The following is a 16,912-nucleotide window of genomic DNA, read 5'->3' as shown; positions in this document are numbered from 1 at the left end:
CAAAGGAGTATTCACATCATGAAAAAAACCATGTTGGCGTTGGCAGCCCTCGGGGCACTGACGTCCGGCAGCGCCTTTGCACAGAAGGCCGGCGACTGGGTCGTCGGTGCGGGCTGGTTCCATCTTTCGCCGCAGGACAAGAGCAAGCCGCTGATGCTGACCTCGCCGGTGCAGAGCGTGCTCGCCGGCTCGGGCGCCAGCGTGAGCGATTCCGACACGCTGGGTCTCAACGCGGCCTATTTCCTCGACGACCACTGGGCGGTGGAAGGCGTGCTGGGCATCCCGCCGAAGTTCAAGCTCGAAGGCACCGGCACGCTGGCGCGCGTGGGCGAACTGGGCAAGGCACGCCAATGGAGCCCGACCATCCTCGGCAAGTACTACTTCAACGACGGCAATGCCGCCTTCCGTCCCTTCGTGGGGCTGGGCGCCACCTACGTCTGGTACAGCGGCGTGCAGATCACCAGCAACCTGCAGGAAGCGCTCGGCAGCCAGCTGCGCCAGCGGCCGCTGTCGACCGTGACCACCGCCAAGCTCGACAGCTCCTTCGCGCCCGTGCTCAACGCCGGCCTGGCCTACCAGTTCGACAAGCACTGGGGCATTTCCTTCTCGGTCTCCTACATCCCGCTGAAGACCAAGGCCAAGCTCACGACGACCTCGATCACGGGCCTGCCGATCGCGACCAGCGAAGCGCGCCTGAAGCTCAATCCGATCGTGACCTACGTGGCGGCCACCTACCGCTTCTGACCGGACACGACGCGGCCTGGCCGGCTCGCGCCGATCGACGACAGCGAACGACGATCAGCGCGAGGTCCGGTAGGGCTCGTCGAAGGCCACGAAATCCTGCTCCGCGAGCGCCTGCTCGATCCACGCGGCGACGCCCGGCAGGGCCGCCACGCGCTCGATGTAGGCCTGCGCCGCGGGCGGCACCGGCAGCCCGTAGCTGCGGATGCGCATGCACACCGGCGCGTAGAAGGCATCGGCGATGCCGAACTCGCCGAACAGCATCGGGCCGCCATGGGTGTCGAGCAGCTCGCTCCACATGGTCGCGATGCGCTCCAGGTCCTCGACCACGCCGGGCTGTTCCTTCAGCACGCGCGCGCCCACCTCGGCCAGCGAGGCCTCGATGTTCATCGGGAAGTGGTTGCGCAGGTTGCCGAAGCCCGAGTGCATCTCGGCGCTGACGCTGCGCGCGCGGGCCCGCGCGGCCTTGTCGCGCGGCCACAGCGCCTTGTCGGGGAACTGCTCGGCCAGGTACTCGGCGATGGCGAGCGAATCCCAGACCGTGAGGTCGCCGTCGATCAGCACCGGCACGCGCGCCGTGGGGTTGACCGCGCCGACCACGGCCTTGAAGTTGGAGCCGGCCTCGAAGGCGTCGAAGCGCACCATCACTTCCTCGAAGGGAATGCCGGCCTGCTTGAGCAGCACCCAGGGACGCATGGACCACGACGAGTAGTTCTTGTTGCCGATGTAGAGCTTGAGCATGGATTTCCTCCGGTTGGTTTCGTGGCAAAGCCTTCGATGCTAGGGCGCGGGCGCCGCGCGATTGATACCGTTTGCGGCGCGCATTGATGACCGGCGCGGCCCGCGCGCCGGCGGCTATCGCCGGTCGGTGTCGTCGGTGCGCAGCGGGGGCTCGCTGCTCGAGGCGATGACGCGCGGCGTGGCGCGGCCCGGTGCCTCCTTGCCCTTGGGCGGCCCGATCGTGCGCTCGATCAGGCTCACGAGCCGCGGCACGAACTGCAGCACCACCAGCGCCAGCAGCGCGCTGATGACCGCCGTGGCCTCGCGGCCCAGGCCGCAGGCCATGCCGATCGCGGCCGTCATCCACAGCCCCGCGGCGGTGGTGAGGCCCTGCACGTGGTGCTCGTCCTTGCCCTGCTTGAGGATGGTGCCCGCGCAGAGGAAGCCGACGCCGGCCACCAGGCCCTGGATCACGCGGCTCATGTCGGCCGGCACGATGCCGGTCTGCTGCGGCACGAGCACGAACAGGGCCGAGCCGATGGCCACCAGCATGTGGGTGCGCACGCCGGCCGCCTTGCCCTGCTGCTCGCGCTCGAAGCCGAGCACGAAGCCCAGCAGCGATGCGAGCAGCAGCCGCACCAGGATGCGCGTGAGCTGGGCGAGGTCGCCCACGTCCGAGAACTCGGCGGCGATGGTGTCGAGGACCTCGTCGCGCCAGCTCATCTCAGGGCAGGTCCTTGTTCGGTTCGGGCATCGCGGCGTCGCGCGGGCCGACCCGGCCCAGGCGTTCCTTCAGCGACTGCGGCCGGCCGGTGATGATCGCGGCGTAGTTGGTGGTGTTGGCCAGCACCTTCTTCACGTAGTCGCGGGTTTCGTTGAACGGCACGTTCTCGGCCCAGATCGCGGCATCGAGCACCGGGCCGTTGCGCCAGCTGCGCGGGCGGCCCGGGCCGGCGTTGTAGGCCGCGGCGGCCAGCGCCATCGAGTCGTCGAAGTCGTCGAGCGCGAGCTTCAGGTAGTTGGTGCCGATGGTGATGTTGGTCTCGCGGTCGTTGATCTGGCCCGGCGTGAAGTCGGTCATGCCGATCTTGCGCGCGGTCCAGCGCGCGGTGGCGGGCATCACCTGCATCAGGCCCGAGGCGCCGACGCCCGAGCGCGCGTCCATGATGAAGCGGCTCTCCTGGCGGATCAGGCCGTAGACGTAGGCCGGGTCGAGGCCGATGTCCTGGCTCTTGCGCAGCACGGTGTCGTGGAAGGGCATCGGGAAGCGCTGCTCGACGTCGATCACGCCCTTGGTGCGCTCGCTGGTGTTGATGCAGCGATCCCAGACCTCGCGCTGGCAGGCGAAGTCGGCCGCGGCCAGCAGCGCGCGGTCGTCCATGCCGCCCCGGTCGTGCAGGTTGGTGGCGTAGTTCCATTCGCGCGTGCCCTCGGGGCGCAGGCCGATCGCGATCGCGTAGAGGCCGCGGTTGAGCGAGGGGTTCAGGCGCGCGGCGTTGCGTTCCTCGGGCGTGAGCGGCGCGGGCCGGGTGGCGGCCATCACGCGCTGGCCCAGCTCCTCGAGCGCCAGCATCTCGTAGAAGCCGCGCGTACCCGCGATGCCCTGGTAGAGCTCGCGCGCCTGGGCGCGGCGCTCGTCGCCGCCGGCATTGACCAGCGCGCGCGCCTTCCAGTAGGTCCAGGTCGGGTCCTGCTGGCTGGCCTCGCTCATGGCGTTGATGGCGGGCGCCACGTCCTTCCACTGGCCGGCGCGCAGCGCCGCGCGCACGCGCCAGCCGAGCATGTCGTCCGACAGGTCGGCGTTCTTGGTGACGTTGCCGAAGTAGCTCACGGCCTGCGGCCAGAGCTTGATCGCCGACTGGCGGCCGATGGTGCCCCAGATCCAGTTGCGCTCCTCGGCCGAGAGCATCGCGCTCCACTTGGCGTCGAGCTGCGAGGCGGCCTGCTCGGGATCGGCCATCGCGATCTTGATCAGCGCCAGCGTGACCAGCTCGCGGCGCGACTTGGCGGCCACGGGCCCGCGCGTGACGAGGAACTTGGCCGCGCTCGCGTTGACCTCCTCGAACAGCGGCAGTGCATCGGGCGAGGCCAGCGTGACGGCGCCGCGCGCGGCCTGCGGCCGGTTGGCCTCGATGGCCAGGCGCGCCTTCTTCCAGGCGTCGTTGGGCGACAGCAGGCGCGCGGCGATCATGCGGTCGGCGGCCGTGAGGCAGCCGTCGTCGCTGTCGCGCTGGGCGAACCAGTTGCGCCGGATCTCGTCGGCCTGGGCCTGGGTGGCGCTGCCGCTGCGCAGCGCGTCGACCAGGATCGCGTAGCAGCGCACCTGAGCATCGTCGCCCATGCGGAAGCCCGCGATGGCGGCCGAGAAGTTGTCCCAGTCGCGGCGCTGGCCCGTGAGCAGCAGCCAGTCGTTGCGCAGCCGGTCTTCCTGGTAGGTGCCGGGATAGCGCGCGAAGAAGTCCTGCACCTCGTTCGCGCCGGCTTCCTGCAGCCGCGCCTTGAGTTCCCAGTAGGCGGCCCAGGGTTCGAGCACGTGGCCGCGGGCCTGCGGCAGCAGCGCCGCCAGCCGGGCCTTGTCGCCGCGCTGGAAGGCCTGCTTCATCTGCAGCAGCACCTCGTCGTTGCTGTTGTTCTGCGCCAGCGCCGCGGCGGGCGCGAAGAGGGTCAGCGCGCAGGCCGCGAGGGCCGAAAGAACCAGTGCCGGCGCGACGCTGCGCGGGCGGCGGCACATGGATGCCAAAATGCTTGGAAACTGCATCGGGAGATTATGGACAAGTCAAAGGATGCCGCCACGTCGGCGACGGCGAGTTTTCTCAAGGATCAGCTGCGCAAGGCGTTGATCGAACAACGTCTGGGGATGCCGGACCGGCTGACACGCGCGGACCTGCTGCAGCGCGTGATGCGCATCTGGCTGGTCGGCCGGCCCGACACCGTGATCGGCGCCTACTGGCCGATCAAGGGCGAGTTCGATCCGCTGCCCGCGCTGCATCGGTGGAAGGAGGACGGCGAACTGATCGACGAGCCGCAGCGCCGCCGCATCGGCCTGCCCGTGATCGACAAGGTCCACAAGACCCTGACCTTCCACGCCTGGTACCCGGGCTGCCAGATGGAAGAGGACGCCTACGGCATTCCCAAGCCCAAGGACACCGAGCTGATCGTGCCGACCCTGCTGTTCGTGCCCTGCGTGGGCTACAGCGCGGGCGGCTACCGGCTCGGCTACGGCGGCGGCTTCTACGACCGCACGCTGGCCGCCCTCGAGCCGCGGCCCTTCACGGTCGGCCTGGGCTTCGCGAACGGCTTCCTCGAGGACTTCGAGCCCGAGGCGCACGACCTGCCGCTCGACGCGATCCTCAACGACAACGGGGTGGTCTGGCCGATCGGCTGAGCGGCTGCTTCCTGCGCATACGGGCGCCCGGCTTCGAGCCGCGGCGCCCTTTTTCTCGTCAGTCCAGGTCGTCGACGGTGTCCGGATCGGGCACCTCGCCGATGGTCTCGCGCGTGGTGCCGGCCTGCGCGAGCAGCCAGTCCCAGAAGGCCTTGATCTCGGGCCGCAGCGCGCTGCGCGGGCCGGCGATCAGCCAATAGGACATCGGCGAGTCCATGCGGTGCTGCGGCAGCACCTCGATCAGGTCGCCGTTGGCCAGGCTCTCGGCAATCAACGAACTGCGCGCCAGCACCACGCCCTGGCCGGTGAGCGCGGCCTGCACCATCTGGTAGGCGTAGTTGAAATAGAGCCAGCGCTTGGGCTGGGCGCGTTCCAGGCCGTGCAGCTCGAACCAGCGCCGCCAGGTCAGCCATTCGAGGTGGGTGCGGTGGGCGTCGCCGGCCTCGATCAGCGTGAAGCGCGCGATGTCCTCGGGCTTCTTGATCGGCGGGCTGCTCTTGATGAGCCAGGGGCTCGCCACCGGCGTGAGGTTTTCGCCGAACAACCGCACGGCCTGCGGGGGCATGGCCTCGCGCGGGCCGTAGCGCAGCGCGATGTCGACGTCGGCCACCTCGAGGTCGACCGCGAGGTCGCTGGCGTCGATCCGGATGTCGATCTCGGGGTTGTCGCGCTGGAAGGCCTCGAGCCGCGGGATCAGCCACATCGAGGCGAACGAGGCGAAGGTGGTCAGCGAGACGCTCTTGCGCCCGGCGCTCTGGCGGATCTGCCGCACCGCGGTGTCGACGCGCGGCAGTGCCTGCTGCACCGCCAGCAGCAGCTGGGCGCCCGCGCTGGTCAGCTCGACCGCGCGCGTGTGGCGCAGGAACAGCGGCACGCCCACTTCCTCCTCGAGCGACTGGATCTGGCGGCTCACGGCCGACTGGGTCAGGGCCATTTCCTCGGCCGCGGCACGGAAGTTCAGGTGCCGCGCGACCGCCTCGAAGGCGCGCAGGTGGCCGGCGGAGATCGGGCGGGAGCGCAGGTGGGTTTGCGAATGCTGCATGGATCGGGGGCCGGCGCCTGCTTCGGGATTGATGCGAAACCGGAATCAGTAGGCTACCTCCTTTTCATTGGACTGCCAACGGCCGGGAAACGATCATTCATTCCCGAACCGCGCCATTGCTGCCTCCTTTCCCAAGCACCCATTGATTCGCGATTCGGCAAACACCTAGGAGCCCATCATGTCCACTGCCGTCTGCACCACCTCTACGCTGTCCACCCTGTCGCTGCCCAACCGCAACACCGCCGCCGCGATTCCGCCGGCCGTGCGCCGCGGTGCCTGGCAAATCGCGCCCGGCGAGGCGATGAGCCTGAAGGCGCGCGGCGACAGCGTGCTGCGCGTGCGCCAGGGCCGGGTCTGGATCACGCCCGATGCCACGCTCGAGAACCCGAGCGAGGACCTGGTGCTCGCCCCCGGTGAGTCGCTCACCGTGGCGGCCGGCCAGCGCATCGTGATGGAAGCCTGGGACGGCTACGGCGCCACGTACACGTGGGACGCCGCTTGATCCCGCGGGTTTCCTGATCGATCCTGGGCCACCGGGCGGCGGCGAAGGCCGCGCCCGTCATACCAAGGGGCCGGACGGCGCTTCGCGCATCGTCCGGCCCTTTTCCTTTGGCGCGGCCGTTTTCAGCCGTTGATGTCGAAACTTCGGCGCAGCGCCAGGAAATGCTTGAGCGCGACCTCGCCGTCGAGCGCATGCACGCCGGCCATCAGGTCGGGTCCCTCGCTCTCGGCCAGCCCGAGCCGGAAGCCGCTGTAGCGGCGCGCGGCCAGTTCGCCCTGCCAGGCCACGCGCACGTCGACATGGCGCGGGTCGCGCGCGATGCGGTCCATCAGCGAGCGCAGGGCGTCGGGCGGTCCCTCGATGTGCTGGCAGAAGCGCTGGCCGTCGAAGACCAGCAGCCCGGTGATGCCGAGTTCGCCGTTGCGTGCGCGGGCGCGCGCGACGATGTTGGCCACCGTGTCGGGCGGCAGGTCGGGCGCAAGCTCGCTGCAGTAGAGGATCTCGGAGAGCGCCGGGGCGGGCGCGGGAGCTTGCGTCTGTTCGTCGGGAATCATGGGCCGGGATGGGAAAAGCGAGCGCAGTGTAGGCAGCCGTCCGACATCACGAAATGTAAAAAGACATACCGGTCCCACCCCCCTCGATGCCTATAGTCGGTGGTGCCCGACCAGTACCCCACACCCGCCGCCCCGGAGAACGGGCCCCACCCCTGCAGCCGTTGCGCGCTGCGTCAGCTGCCGGCCTTCCTGCCGGTGTCCGCCGACCAGTTGCGCACCATCGAATCGTTCCGCATCGGCGCGCGCCGCGTCGAGGCCGGCGGCTCGATCATCGAGGAACACCGGCGCAGCCCGCAGCTGTTCACGCTCTATTCGGGCTGGGCCTTCCGCTACAAGACCCTGAGCGACGGCCGGCGGCAGATCCTCAACGTGCTGCTGCCCGGCGACTTCGTCGGGCTGCAGGACGAGTTCGCCGACGGCCAGACCCACGGCGTCGAGGCCCTGACCGAGGTCTCGCTGTGCGTGTTCGCGCGCGACCGGCTCTGGGAGCTGTTCCATGCCGAGCCCAAGCTCGGCTACGACATCACCTGGCTGGCCGCGCGCGAGGAAAAGATGATCGACGACAACCTCGTGACCACCGGCCGGCGCAGCGCCGTCGAGCGCGTGGCGATGCTGCTGATGCACCTGTACCGCCGCGCCGAGCGCGTGGGCATGGTGCGCGACGGCTGGGTCGAGTTCCCGCTCAACCAGCAGCACATCGCCGATGCGCTCGGGCTGTCGCTGGTCCACACCAACAAGACGCTGCGCCGGCTGTCGCAGCTCGGGCTCTACAAGCTCGACGACCGCTGGCTACGCATCCTCGAGCCGCGCGCGCTCGAGGCGCTGGGCGACTACTTCGAGCGCCCGCTGCGGCCCACGCCGCTGATCTGATCCGGGGGCGGCGCCGGCTCAGCCGCCGGCCACCAGCTGCCGCAGGTCGTTCTGGTAGGCCTGCAGCCGCTTGACCGCCTGCGCGCGCTGCGCCGCGCTGGTGCCGTTGTGCAGCGCGGCCAGGTTGCGGCAGCCTTCCTGCAGCAGCGCCTGCTGCTGCTCGCGCCAGGGCCCCGGGGGCGGATCGGCGATGCGCTGCAGGTAGGCATGCAGCGCGGCGCGCGCCTCGGTGGGCGGCGTGCGGTTCGCGACGAAGCCGCGCAGCAGCACCAGCGCTTCCTGCTGGCGCTTGCGGCGCTCCACGTCCTGCAGCTTCGGGTCGAACACCGACTGCGCCACCTGCTGGCGCAGCAGCTCGCGCTGCTCGGGCGAAAGCCGGCCGTAGAAGTCCTCGAAGCGGTCGAGGAACTGGTCGTAGCGCTTCTCCTGCACCCGGGCCGGCGAGCGGTCGAGCCAGTCCTTGCGGTAGTCGGCGTTGTTCTTCGCGTACTTGCGCTCGAGCTGCTGCAGCTGGGCCTCGCTGAGGCTCAGCAGCAACTCGGTGCCCGCGGGCTCGGCGCGCTCGCTGACCGCCAGCAGCCGGTCGCGGATGCGGTCGGTCATGGCGCAGGCCTGGGCCGGCGTCACCTCGCCGGGCGCCAGCGTCTCGGCCTCCTGCAGCAGCGCCGCGATCTTCGGCAGCTCGTTGCGCCGGTGCCAGTCGAGCAGCTGCGCGAGCTCGTCGCGCACCTTGGGCGTCTGCGAACCGTCGAAATCGAGGTAGCCGTCGAGCCACCAGTAGCTGAGCTCGGGCAGGTTGTTGTAGGCCAGCTTGATGGCGCTGCAAGCCCCCAGGACGGCCACCAGCGCCATCACGCCGATAATCCGCGCCAGCTTGAAACAACGCATCCGGGTAGAAAAAGGCATGAATCAGATTCCGAAGCAGGGCAACCAGGGACCGGTCGACGTCGTGATCATGGCGGCCGGCAAGGGCACGCGCATGAAGAGCAGGCTTCCCAAAGTGTTGCATCGTTTGGCCGGCCGCGCACTGTTGTCGCACGTGACCGGCACCGCCGCGCGCATCGGCGCCCGGCACGTGGTGATCGTCACCGGCCACGGCGCCGAACAGGTCGAGGCCGCCATGGCCGCCTCGCCCGAGGCGGCCTCGCTGCGCTTCGCGCGCCAGGAGCCACAGCTGGGCACCGGCCACGCGGTGCAGCAGGCCACGCCGCTCTTGCCCGACGACGGCACGGTGGTGATCCTCTCGGGTGACGTACCGCTGATCGCCGAGGACACCTTGCGCACCCTGATCGCCGCCAGCGGCGGCGAGCGGCTGGCGCTGCTGACCATCGAGCTGGACGACCCCACCGGCTACGGCCGCATCATCCGCAACGCCGCGGGCGGCGAGGTGACCGCCATCGTCGAGCACAAGGACGCCAGCGAGGCGCAGCGCGCGGTGCGCGAAGTCAACAGCGGCGTGATGGCCGTGCCCGCGAAACAGCTCAAGGGCTGGCTCGAGCGCCTGGACAACCGCAATGCGCAGTCCGAGTACTACCTGCCCGACATCGTCAAGCACGCCGCGGCCGACGGCGTGCCGGTGGTGGCCCACATCACGACCGACGGCCTGCAGGTGGCCGGCATCAACAGCCCGGTGCAGCTGGCCGAGCTCGAGCGCGCCTTCCAGCGCCGCCAGGCCGAGGCCCTGATGACCCAGGGCGTGCGGCTGGCCGACCCGGCGCGCTTCGACCTGCGCGGCACGCTCGAATGCGGCGGCGACGTCGAGATCGACGTCAACTGCCTGTTCGAGGGCCAGGTTTCGCTCGGCGAGGGCGTGCGCATCGGCGCCAACTGCGTCATCGCCAATGCCCGCATCGAGGCCGGCGCCGTGATCCATCCCTTCACCCACATCGACGGCGAGAAGGCCGGCGTGACGGTCGGCGAGCGCGCGCTGATCGGCCCCTTCGCACGGCTGCGCCCCGGCGCCCAGCTCGGCACCGAGGTGCACATCGGCAACTTCGTCGAGGTCAAGAACTCCACCATGGCCGCCGGCGCCAAGGCCAACCACCTGGCCTACCTGGGCGACGCCACCGTGGGCGCGCGCGTCAACTACGGCGCGGGCAGCATCACGGCCAACTACGACGGCGCCAACAAGCACCGCACCGTGCTCGAGGACGACGTGCACATCGGCAGCAACTGCGTGCTGGTGGCGCCGGTCACCATCGGCGCGGGCGGCACCGTGGGCGGCGGCTCCACCGTCACCAAGACCACGCCGGCCGGCGCGCTGACCGTGGCGCGCGGCAAGCAGATCAGCCTGCCGAACTGGCAGCGGCCGCAGAAGAAGCCGAAGGCCTGACGGGCCTCAGCCCGCGGGCGCCAGCGGCACCCGCGGCTCGAACTTCGCGCGCTTGAGGCTGAAGAAGGCCTTGACGTTGCGCACGTTGGCGTCGGCGGTGAACAGCCGCTGCACCAGCGCGCCGTAGCCGGGCATGTCCCGTGCGGCCACCACCAGCACGAAATCCGGTCCCGGCGACACGCGCCAGCACTGCTGCACCGCGTCGTCCGCGATCACGCGCGCCTCGAAGGCATCGAGCGACTCGGCGTCCTGCCGGTCGAGCGAGATCTCCACCACCGCCTGCAGCCCGTGGCCGAGTACCGCGGCCAGCCGGTCGGGCGACAGCAGCGCCACCTGGCGCTCGATCAATCCCTCCTGCCACAGCCGCTGGACCCGCCGCAGGCAGGTCGGCGGCGAGATGCCCACGGCCGCCGCCAGCTTCTGGTTGGTGGCCGAGGCGTCGCGCTGCAGGGCGTCGAGCAGCTTCAGGTCGATGGCGTCTAGTGCAATGGATTCCATGATTCGTGAAATTATGGAATAAAAATTCATCGACCTGAATGCGTGAAAGAAAAGTCCAAATCCATGGGAATTTAGACGGCAAATTTCTTTTCACCCTCCCTACCATTCGCAGCAATTCTTTTCGTTCTCCTTCATTCCTTTCCAAAGGCAAGACAACCATGTGCGGCATCGTCGGCGCGGCTTCCCATCGAAACATCGTCCCGGTCCTGGTCCAGGGCCTGCAGCGGCTCGAGTACCGCGGCTATGACTCCTGCGGCGTGGCCGTGCATGCGGGCGGCCTGACGCGCGCGCGCACCACCTCGCGCGTGGCCGACCTCCAGACCCAGGTGGCCGAGGACAAGCTCGAGGGCCTGACCGGCATCGCCCACACCCGCTGGGCCACGCACGGCGCGCCCGCGGTGCACAACGCGCACCCGCACTTCAGCCACGGCCCGGGCGCCGGCGCGCAGGAAGCGCGGCCCGGCCGCATCGCGCTGGTGCACAACGGCATCATCGAGAACCACGAGGCGCTGCGTGCCAGCCTCGAAGCCAAGGGCTACGTGTTCGAGAGCCAGACCGACACCGAGGTCATCGCCCACCTGGTCGACAGCCTCTACGACGGCGACCTGTTCGAGGCCGTGAAGGGCGCCGTGCGCCAGCTCACGGGCGCCTACGCCATCGCCGTGATCAGCCGCGACGAGCCGCAGCGCGTGGTCGGCGCGCGCGCCGGTTCGCCGCTGATCCTGGGCGCCGGCAAGGACGGTGCCGAGAACTTCCTGGCCAGCGACGCGATGGCGCTGGCCGGCGTCACCGACCAGATCGTGTACCTCGAGGAAGGCGACGTGGTCGACCTGCAGCCCGGCAAGTACTGGATCGTCGACCGCGCCCACAAGCCGGTGCAGCGCCCCGTGCGCACCGTGCAGGCCCACAGCGGCGCGGCCGAGCTCGGCCCCTACCGCCACTACATGCAGAAGGAGATCTTCGAGCAGCCGCGCGCCATCGGCGACACGCTCGAGGGCGTGGAAGGCATCGTGCCCGAGCTGTTCGACGGCATCGGCCAGGACGGCAAGCAGAGCGGCGCCAGCGCGCACCGCGTGTTCAAGGAGATCGACCGCATCCTGATCCTGGCCTGCGGCACCAGCTACTACAGCGGCTGCACCGCCAAGTACTGGCTCGAGGGCATCGCGAAGATCTCGACCCAGGTCGAGATCGCGAGCGAGTACCGCTACCGCGACTCGGTGCCCGACCCGCGCACCCTGGTCGTCACCATCAGCCAGTCGGGCGAGACCGCCGACACCCTGGCCGCGCTCAAGCATGCGCGCTCGCTCGGCATGGAGCAGACCCTGACCATCTGCAACGTCGCCACCAGCGCCATGGTGCGCGAGTGCAAGCTGGCCTACATCACGCGCGCCGGCGTCGAGATCGGCGTGGCCTCGACCAAGGCCTTCACCACCCAGCTCGCGGGCCTGTTCCTGCTCACGCTGGCGATCGCGCAGTCGAAGGGCCTGCTGAGCGCGGAAGACGAGGCGCGCTACCTGAAGGAGATGCGCCACCTGCCGGTCGCGCTGCAGTCGGTGCTCGCGCTCGAGCCGCAGATCATCAACTGGGCCGAGGACTTCGCGCGCAAGGACAACGCGCTGTTCCTGGGCCGCGGCCTGCACTACCCGATCGCGCTCGAGGGCGCGCTCAAGCTCAAGGAGATCACCTACATCCACGCCGAGGCCTATGCCGCCGGCGAGCTCAAGCACGGCCCGCTCGCGCTGGTGACCAGCGAGATGCCGGTGGTCGCCGTGGCGCCCAACGACGCCCTGCTCGAGAAGCTCAAGAGCAACCTGCAGGAAGTGCGCGCGCGCGGCGGCGTGCTCTACGTGCTGGCCGACGGCGACTCGAAGATCAAGAGCAGCGAAGGCCTGCACGTGATCCACATGCCCGAGCACTACGGCGCGCTGTCGCCGCTGCTGCATGTGGTGCCGCTGCAGCTGCTGGCCTATCACACGGCCTGCGCGCGCGGCACGGACGTGGACAAGCCGCGCAACCTGGCGAAGAGCGTGACGGTGGAGTGATGAAGGGGAGGGCGGGCCTCGGCTCGCCTGGCATGAGCGGTCGATGGGCGGGCGACAACGCAAGGACGCGCCATCGCCAGGCTGAATCCGAAGCCGTTTCCACTGCGTAGATGGCGTTGGTCGAAGACCAACTCCTGCGGTGCGGGCTGCCTGGCCGTGGGGCAGGTTCAACCCCCACCAGAGAGCGCCATGGCTTTGAGCACCCCCAAGGATCTTCCGGCAAGTCGCCGATCGAAGGGCTTCACGCAGAGGGATCACCGCAGGCTCGTCGAGGCGGGAGCGAAACCGGGTCAGGTCGTTCCTGTCGGGCTCTGGCACAGGGACGGGCATTTCGGCAGCGAGGCCGAGGCGCAGGGTGCCTTCAAGCTCGCGTACCAGCAGGCGGTCGACGGCCTGGGTGCATCGACGGCCGGCTGGATGGGCATCTCGCAGGGTGAGCTCGATGCATGGCTGCGGCATGGCACCCTGCCTGCCGTTCGCGGGCAACCGCCCGAGGGCCCTGCCCATGCCGATCAGGCCGGGCCCGGCGCGCAGGCGGGGGCGTCGAAAGCCTAGAACAAAGCCGCGCAGGCACGCGGGCGCCTCTCGTCGCGAGACGACACAATCGACCCGCATGGCTTCCCAAGCTCTGCCCGACCTCCTCGCCCCCGGCCTCGCCATCGTCTTCTGCGGCATCAACCCGGGCCAGCGCGCGGCCGCCTCCGGCCTGCACTTCGAAGGCCGGGGCAACCGCTTCTGGCGCGTGCTGCACCTGGCCGGCTTCACGCCGAAGCTGATGCAGCCCGCCGAGGCGCCGCTGCTGCTGCAACGCGGCTACGGCCTGACCACGGCCGTCGACCGGCCGACGGCGCGCGCGAGCCAATTGGCCGCGCATGAATTCGCGGCCGCCACCGAGGCTTTCACCCGCAAGATCGCCGCCTGCGGTCCGCGCCGCCTGGCGTTCCTCGGCAAGGCCGCTTATGCGGGCATGACGGGGCGCCCGCAGATCGAATGGGGCCGCCAGCCCGAACCCTTCGCCGGCATCGAGACCTGGATCCTGCCCAATCCCAGCGGACTCAATCGCGCGTTCTCGCTCGATGACCTGGTGGCCGCCTACAAGGCACTGCGCGAGGCCGCATCGCCGGCTTGACCGGCATTCCATCATGTTGGAAAATAAATCCAGCATGAAAGAAGAAGCTCCCGCCCCCCTCAACGACCGCATCGCCCGCCGCGTGCGCGAACTGCGCGTCGCGCGCGGCCTCTCGCTCGAGGCGCTGGCCGCGCAGAGCGGGGTCAGCCGTTCGATGATCTCGCTGATCGAGCGCGGCGAGAGCAGCCCCACGGCGGTGGTGCTCGAGAAGCTCGCGACCGGCCTCGGCACGATGCTGGCCGCGCTGTTCGACGAGCCGCGCCCGCGCGCCGATCCGGTGGCGCGCCGCGCCGACCAGCCGCAATGGCGCGATCCCTCGTCGGGCTACCTGCGGCGCAACGTGTCGCCCGGCGGCATCGCCTCGCCGCTGCAGATCGTCGAGGTGCTGTTCCCGCCCAAGGCGCGCGTGGCCTACGAATCGGGCGCGCGCGAGTCGCAGGTGCACCAGCAGGTCTGGATGCTCGAGGGAACGATCGAGATCACCGTGGGCGAGGAGCGCCACCGGCTCGACGCCGGCGACTGCCTCGCGATGGTGCTCGACCGGCCCGTCGCCTACTTCAATCCCACGCGCGAAACCGCCCGCTATGCGGTCGCGATCGTGAGCCCCCATCCCGATGTCTGGAAGTGAGAACGAACGCCATGAACCCCACGAGCCTCCACCCGGTGCGCCGCCTGCAGGCGGTGGACGCGGCGCAACTGCAATCGCTGGCCGAGCTGCTGATCGACTGCGTCGACGGCGATGCCTCGGTGAGCTTCATGCATCCGCTGTCGCTCGAGCAGGCGCTGGCCTTCTGGCGCAAGGTGGCCGACGGCGTGGCGCGCGGGGAGCGCGCGCTGATGGTGGTGGAGGACGCGCAGGGCATCGTCGGCACGGTGCAGCTCGTGCTCGACCAGCCCGACAACCAGCCGCACCGCGCCGACCTCGCGAAGATGCTGGTGCACCGGCGCGGGCGGCGCCAGGGGCTCGGCGCGCTGCTGATGCAGGCGGCCGAGCAGGCCGCGCGCGACAGCGGCAAGACGCTGCTGGTGCTCGACACCTCGAGCCCCGAGGCCGAGCGGCTCTACGAACGCTCGGGCTGGCAGCGCAGCGGCACCATCCCCGGCTATGCGCTGCTGCCGCGCGGCGGCTTCTGCGACACCACCTACTTCTATCGCACGCTCGCGCCCTGAGGCCGTCATGCGGCAGACTGGCGCGATGACCGAATTCGATCGACTGCTGGCCGAGGCTGCGCGCAAGCCGCTGGTCGGCTGGGACCTGTCCTGCGATGGCCGCATCGCGACCACCGCCGTGCCCTGGGATTTCGAACGGGCGGTGGTCCACCGCGCGCGCCAGTCGCCCGACCTGCTCGACATGGGCACGGGTGGCGGCGAGTGGCTCGGCCGGCTGCCGCTGCGGCCCGCGCGCACCGTCGCCACCGAGGGCTGGGCGCCCAACGTCGCGGTGGCGCGCGAGCGGCTCGCGCCGCTGGGCATCGAGGTGGTGGCGGTGGAGGGCGCGCTCGACAACGGCGCGCAGCACGATGGCGATGCGCACGACGACGCACCGCTGCCCTTCGCCGACGGCGAGTTCCACCTGGTGGTCAACCGTCACGAGTCCTTCGTGCCGGCCGAGGTGGCGCGCGTGCTCGCGCGCGGCGGGCACTTCCTCACGCAGCAGGTGGCCTCGGACTTCAACGCCGACCACTACCGGCTCGCGGGCCTGGCACCGGCCGAGCCACCGCCCGAGTGGCAGCTCGACATCGCGCGGCGCCAGCTCGAGCGCGCGGGCTTCGAGATCCTGCGCGCCGAGGCGGGCGCCGAGCTGCTGCGCTTCGCCGACGTGGGCGCCTTCGCCTGGTACCTGAAGAACGTGCCCTATGTCTGCCCTGACTTCACGATCGAGGGCACGCGCGATGCGCTCGCGCAATTGCATCGCCGGCAGCAGGCGGGCGAGGCGATCGCGGTGCGGCAGACCTTGTTCTGGATCGAGGCGCTGCGCTGAAGGCGTTCAGCGCGCCCCGAACTTCGCGTTCTCGAACAGGTCCTTGAACTCGCGCGGCTGCGAGCGCCAGTACTGCACGGGCGCCTTCACCTGCGCGCCGAGCTCGGCGGCCGCGTGCCAGGGCCAGCGCGGGTCGTAGAGGATCGCGCGCGCCAGCGAGATGGCATCGGCCTTGCCCTCGGCGAGGATGGCCTCGGCCTGCCGCGCCTCGGTGATCAGGCCGACCGCGATCACCGGGATGCCGACCTCGGCCTTCACGCGTTCGGCGAACGGCACCTGGTAGCCCGCGCCCAGCGCGATCGCCTGCTTCGGCGACACGCCGCCGCTCGAGACATGGATGGCCGCGCAGCCGCGCGCCTCGAGTGCCTTGGCGAAAGCCACGGTGCCTTCGAGGTCCCAGCCGCCTTCCACCCAGTCGACCGCCGACACGCGCACCCACACGGGCCGCCCGGCCGGGAAGACGGCGCGCACCGCGTCGAACACCTCGAGCGGAAAGCGCAGCCGGTTCTCGAGGCTGCCGCCGTAGGCGTCGTCGCGGTGGTTGGCCAGCGGCGACAGGAACTGGTGCAGCAGGTAGCCATGCGCGGCATGGATCTCGATGCCCTCGATGCCGAGGCGCGCGGCGCGGCGGGCGGCGGCCACGAAGGCCTCGCGCACGCGCGCCAGGCCCTCGGCGTCGAGCGCGAGCGGCACGTCCTCGCCGGGTGCGTGCGGCACGGCCGAGGGCGCGAAGGCCTTCCAGCCGCCGGGCTCGCCGGGACGGATCTGCGCGCCGCCTTCCCAGGGCGCGCGGCTCGAGGCCTTGCGCCCGGCGTGCCCGAGCTGCATTGCCACGGGCATCGTCGAATGGGCGCGCACGGCGGCGAGCACGCGCGCCAGGCCCGCCTCGTTGGCGTCCGAATAGAGACCGAGGTCGCCCGGCGTGATGCGGCCCTCGGCCTCGACCGCGGTGGCCTCGAGGATCAGCAGGCCCGCGCCCGACAGCGCGAGATGGCCGAGATGGATCAGGTGCCAGTCGCCCGGCGTGCCCTCGCTCGCCGAGTACTGGCACATCGGCGCGATCAGGATGCGGTTGTCGAGCGAAAGCGGGCCGAGCCGCATCGGCTCGAAGAGGCG

General features: G+C 70.3%; 19 protein-coding genes. 11 read left to right on the top strand and 8 right to left on the bottom strand.

All coding sequences use genetic code 11. The features are described 5' to 3' along the window. Nucleotides 1-18 precede the first annotated feature (18 nt). A complete protein-coding gene (locus AC07RV_RS43085) occupies nucleotides 19-744 on the top strand; it encodes an OmpW/AlkL family protein (RefSeq protein ID WP_093353568.1) in 726 nt (241 codons plus the stop codon). 54 nt (nucleotides 745-798) lie between these two features. Here AC07RV_RS43085 and AC07RV_RS43080 read toward each other — a convergent pair whose 3' ends face one another. The 3 genes from AC07RV_RS43080 to AC07RV_RS43070 all read right to left on the bottom strand — a co-directional run bounded on the left by AC07RV_RS43080 (nucleotide 799) and on the right by AC07RV_RS43070 (nucleotide 4,192). Beyond that, complete coding sequence (locus tag AC07RV_RS43080) at nucleotides 799-1,482, bottom strand: glutathione S-transferase family protein (protein ID WP_296775558.1); 684 nt, start codon at nucleotides 1,480-1,482, stop codon at nucleotides 799-801. Between the two features lie 114 nt (nucleotides 1,483-1,596). Then, complete coding sequence (locus AC07RV_RS43075; RefSeq protein ID WP_296775561.1) at nucleotides 1,597-2,184, bottom strand: MgtC/SapB family protein; 588 nt, start codon at nucleotides 2,182-2,184, stop codon at nucleotides 1,597-1,599. A gap of 1 nt (nucleotide 2,185) precedes the next feature. Beyond that, nucleotides 2,186-4,192: a lytic transglycosylase domain-containing protein gene (locus tag AC07RV_RS43070; protein WP_256222983.1), complete on the bottom strand. Its 2,007-nt coding sequence runs from the start codon at nucleotides 4,190-4,192 to the stop codon at nucleotides 2,186-2,188. 36 nt (nucleotides 4,193-4,228) lie between these two features. Between AC07RV_RS43070 and AC07RV_RS43065 the strand changes: the two genes are divergently transcribed. Then, a complete protein-coding gene (locus tag AC07RV_RS43065; RefSeq protein ID WP_057596551.1) occupies nucleotides 4,229-4,846 on the top strand; it encodes a 5-formyltetrahydrofolate cyclo-ligase in 618 nt (205 codons plus the stop codon). 58 nt (nucleotides 4,847-4,904) lie between these two features. Here AC07RV_RS43065 and AC07RV_RS43060 read toward each other — a convergent pair whose 3' ends face one another. Further along, entirely contained in the window at nucleotides 4,905-5,888 is a 984-nt protein-coding gene (locus AC07RV_RS43060; protein WP_208507774.1) for a LysR substrate-binding domain-containing protein, read from the bottom strand. A 178-nt stretch (nucleotides 5,889-6,066) separates the two neighbouring features. Here AC07RV_RS43060 and AC07RV_RS43055 point away from each other — a divergent pair, with 178 nt between their 5' ends. Continuing rightward, nucleotides 6,067-6,390, top strand: a complete 324-nt coding sequence (locus tag AC07RV_RS43055; protein ID WP_093353579.1) for a DUF2917 domain-containing protein — start codon at nucleotides 6,067-6,069, stop codon at nucleotides 6,388-6,390. A gap of 122 nt (nucleotides 6,391-6,512) precedes the next feature. On the opposite strand, the gene AC07RV_RS43050 is transcribed toward AC07RV_RS43055, so the two are convergent. Further along, nucleotides 6,513-6,944, bottom strand: a complete 432-nt coding sequence (locus tag AC07RV_RS43050; protein WP_208507773.1) for a BLUF domain-containing protein — start codon at nucleotides 6,942-6,944, stop codon at nucleotides 6,513-6,515. Between the two features lie 168 nt (nucleotides 6,945-7,112). On the opposite strand from AC07RV_RS43050, the gene AC07RV_RS43045 reads away from it, so the two are divergent. Continuing rightward, entirely contained in the window at nucleotides 7,113-7,814 is a 702-nt protein-coding gene (locus AC07RV_RS43045) for a Crp/Fnr family transcriptional regulator (RefSeq protein WP_057596567.1), read from the top strand. An 18-nt stretch (nucleotides 7,815-7,832) separates the two neighbouring features. On the opposite strand, the gene AC07RV_RS43040 is transcribed toward AC07RV_RS43045, so the two are convergent. Beyond that, nucleotides 7,833-8,720 (bottom strand): DUF6279 family lipoprotein, encoded by an 888-nt coding sequence (locus AC07RV_RS43040; RefSeq protein WP_281077050.1) that lies wholly within the window; start codon nucleotides 8,718-8,720, stop codon nucleotides 7,833-7,835. Here AC07RV_RS43040 and glmU point away from each other — a divergent pair. Beyond that, nucleotides 8,719-10,146 (top strand): bifunctional UDP-N-acetylglucosamine diphosphorylase/glucosamine-1-phosphate N-acetyltransferase GlmU, encoded by a 1,428-nt coding sequence (glmU, locus tag AC07RV_RS43035; protein WP_444814032.1) that lies wholly within the window; start codon nucleotides 8,719-8,721, stop codon nucleotides 10,144-10,146. The two genes, AC07RV_RS43040 and glmU, sit on opposite strands and share 2 nt — an antisense overlap. Before the next feature lie 6 nt (nucleotides 10,147-10,152). On the opposite strand, the gene AC07RV_RS43030 is transcribed toward glmU, so the two are convergent. Further along, nucleotides 10,153-10,644 carry an Lrp/AsnC family transcriptional regulator gene (locus tag AC07RV_RS43030; RefSeq protein WP_296781369.1) on the bottom strand — a complete coding sequence of 164 codons (492 nt, stop codon included), beginning with the start codon at nucleotides 10,642-10,644 and terminating at the stop codon, nucleotides 10,153-10,155. A gap of 158 nt (nucleotides 10,645-10,802) precedes the next feature. Here AC07RV_RS43030 and glmS point away from each other — a divergent pair, with 158 nt between their 5' ends. The 6 genes from glmS (at nucleotide 10,803) to AC07RV_RS43000 (ending at nucleotide 15,796) form a co-directional block, all read left to right on the top strand. Further along, nucleotides 10,803-12,686, top strand: coding sequence for a glutamine--fructose-6-phosphate transaminase (isomerizing) (gene glmS, locus AC07RV_RS43025; protein WP_296781368.1), 1,884 nt, complete (start codon nucleotides 10,803-10,805; stop codon nucleotides 12,684-12,686). Nucleotides 12,687-12,875: 189 nt separating this feature from the next. Further along, entirely contained in the window at nucleotides 12,876-13,241 is a 366-nt protein-coding gene (locus AC07RV_RS43020; RefSeq protein ID WP_296781367.1) for a hypothetical protein, read from the top strand. Nucleotides 13,242-13,299: 58 nt separating this feature from the next. Then, the gene (gene mug, locus AC07RV_RS43015; protein ID WP_296781366.1) at nucleotides 13,300-13,815 is read left to right on the top strand and encodes a G/U mismatch-specific DNA glycosylase; all 516 of its coding nucleotides are present in this window, start codon (nucleotides 13,300-13,302) and stop codon (nucleotides 13,813-13,815) included. Nucleotides 13,816-13,849: 34 nt separating this feature from the next. Then, complete coding sequence (locus tag AC07RV_RS43010) at nucleotides 13,850-14,443, top strand: helix-turn-helix domain-containing protein (RefSeq protein ID WP_296781365.1); 594 nt, start codon at nucleotides 13,850-13,852, stop codon at nucleotides 14,441-14,443. Between the two features lie 11 nt (nucleotides 14,444-14,454). Beyond that, a complete protein-coding gene (locus AC07RV_RS43005) occupies nucleotides 14,455-14,985 on the top strand; it encodes a GNAT family N-acetyltransferase (RefSeq protein WP_296781364.1) in 531 nt (176 codons plus the stop codon). Nucleotides 14,986-15,010: 25 nt separating this feature from the next. Next, entirely contained in the window at nucleotides 15,011-15,796 is a 786-nt protein-coding gene (locus tag AC07RV_RS43000; RefSeq protein ID WP_296781363.1) for a class I SAM-dependent methyltransferase, read from the top strand. Nucleotides 15,797-15,802: 6 nt separating this feature from the next. Here the strand turns inward: AC07RV_RS43000 and AC07RV_RS42995 are convergent, their stop codons facing one another. Further along, nucleotides 15,803-16,897: an NADH:flavin oxidoreductase/NADH oxidase gene (locus AC07RV_RS42995; protein ID WP_296781372.1), complete on the bottom strand. Its 1,095-nt coding sequence runs from the start codon at nucleotides 16,895-16,897 to the stop codon at nucleotides 15,803-15,805. Between the last annotated feature and the right edge of the window lie 15 nt (nucleotides 16,898-16,912).

It is taken from the genome of Variovorax sp. GW821-FHT09B01, from assembly GCF_059418345.1.
This window is presented reverse-complemented; position numbering and strand designations above follow the sequence as displayed.

Bases quoted from the DNA above. Each gene is read 5' to 3' on its own strand.
- AC07RV_RS43065 (WP_057596551.1), top strand. From the start codon at position 4,229: ATGGACAAGTCAAAGGATGCCGCCACGTCGGCGACGGCGAGTTTTCTC.
- AC07RV_RS43005 (WP_296781364.1), top strand. From the start codon at position 14,455: ATGAACCCCACGAGCCTCCACCCGGTGCGCCGCCTGCAGGCGGTGGAC.
- AC07RV_RS43070 (WP_256222983.1), bottom strand. From the start codon at position 4,192: ATGTGCCGCCGCCCGCGCAGCGTCGCGCCGGCACTGGTTCTTTCGGCC.
- AC07RV_RS43010 (WP_296781365.1), top strand. From the start codon at position 13,850: ATGAAAGAAGAAGCTCCCGCCCCCCTCAACGACCGCATCGCCCGCCGC.
- AC07RV_RS42995 (WP_296781372.1), bottom strand. From the start codon at position 16,897: ATGCGGCTCGGCCCGCTTTCGCTCGACAACCGCATCCTGATCGCGCCG.
- AC07RV_RS43040 (WP_281077050.1), bottom strand. From the start codon at position 8,720: ATGCCTTTTTCTACCCGGATGCGTTGTTTCAAGCTGGCGCGGATTATC.
- AC07RV_RS43000 (WP_296781363.1), top strand. From the start codon at position 15,011: ATGACCGAATTCGATCGACTGCTGGCCGAGGCTGCGCGCAAGCCGCTG.
- AC07RV_RS43080 (WP_296775558.1), bottom strand. From the start codon at position 1,482: ATGCTCAAGCTCTACATCGGCAACAAGAACTACTCGTCGTGGTCCATG.
- AC07RV_RS43085 (WP_093353568.1), top strand. From the start codon at position 19: ATGAAAAAAACCATGTTGGCGTTGGCAGCCCTCGGGGCACTGACGTCC.
- AC07RV_RS43075 (WP_296775561.1), bottom strand. From the start codon at position 2,184: ATGAGCTGGCGCGACGAGGTCCTCGACACCATCGCCGCCGAGTTCTCG.
- AC07RV_RS43055 (WP_093353579.1), top strand. From the start codon at position 6,067: ATGTCCACTGCCGTCTGCACCACCTCTACGCTGTCCACCCTGTCGCTG.
- mug (WP_296781366.1), top strand. From the start codon at position 13,300: ATGGCTTCCCAAGCTCTGCCCGACCTCCTCGCCCCCGGCCTCGCCATC.
- AC07RV_RS43050 (WP_208507773.1), bottom strand. From the start codon at position 6,944: ATGATTCCCGACGAACAGACGCAAGCTCCCGCGCCCGCCCCGGCGCTC.
- AC07RV_RS43060 (WP_208507774.1), bottom strand. From the start codon at position 5,888: ATGCAGCATTCGCAAACCCACCTGCGCTCCCGCCCGATCTCCGCCGGC.
- glmU (WP_444814032.1), top strand. From the start codon at position 8,719: ATGAATCAGATTCCGAAGCAGGGCAACCAGGGACCGGTCGACGTCGTG.
- glmS (WP_296781368.1), top strand. From the start codon at position 10,803: ATGTGCGGCATCGTCGGCGCGGCTTCCCATCGAAACATCGTCCCGGTC.
- AC07RV_RS43030 (WP_296781369.1), bottom strand. From the start codon at position 10,644: ATGGAATCCATTGCACTAGACGCCATCGACCTGAAGCTGCTCGACGCC.
- AC07RV_RS43020 (WP_296781367.1), top strand. From the start codon at position 12,876: ATGGCTTTGAGCACCCCCAAGGATCTTCCGGCAAGTCGCCGATCGAAG.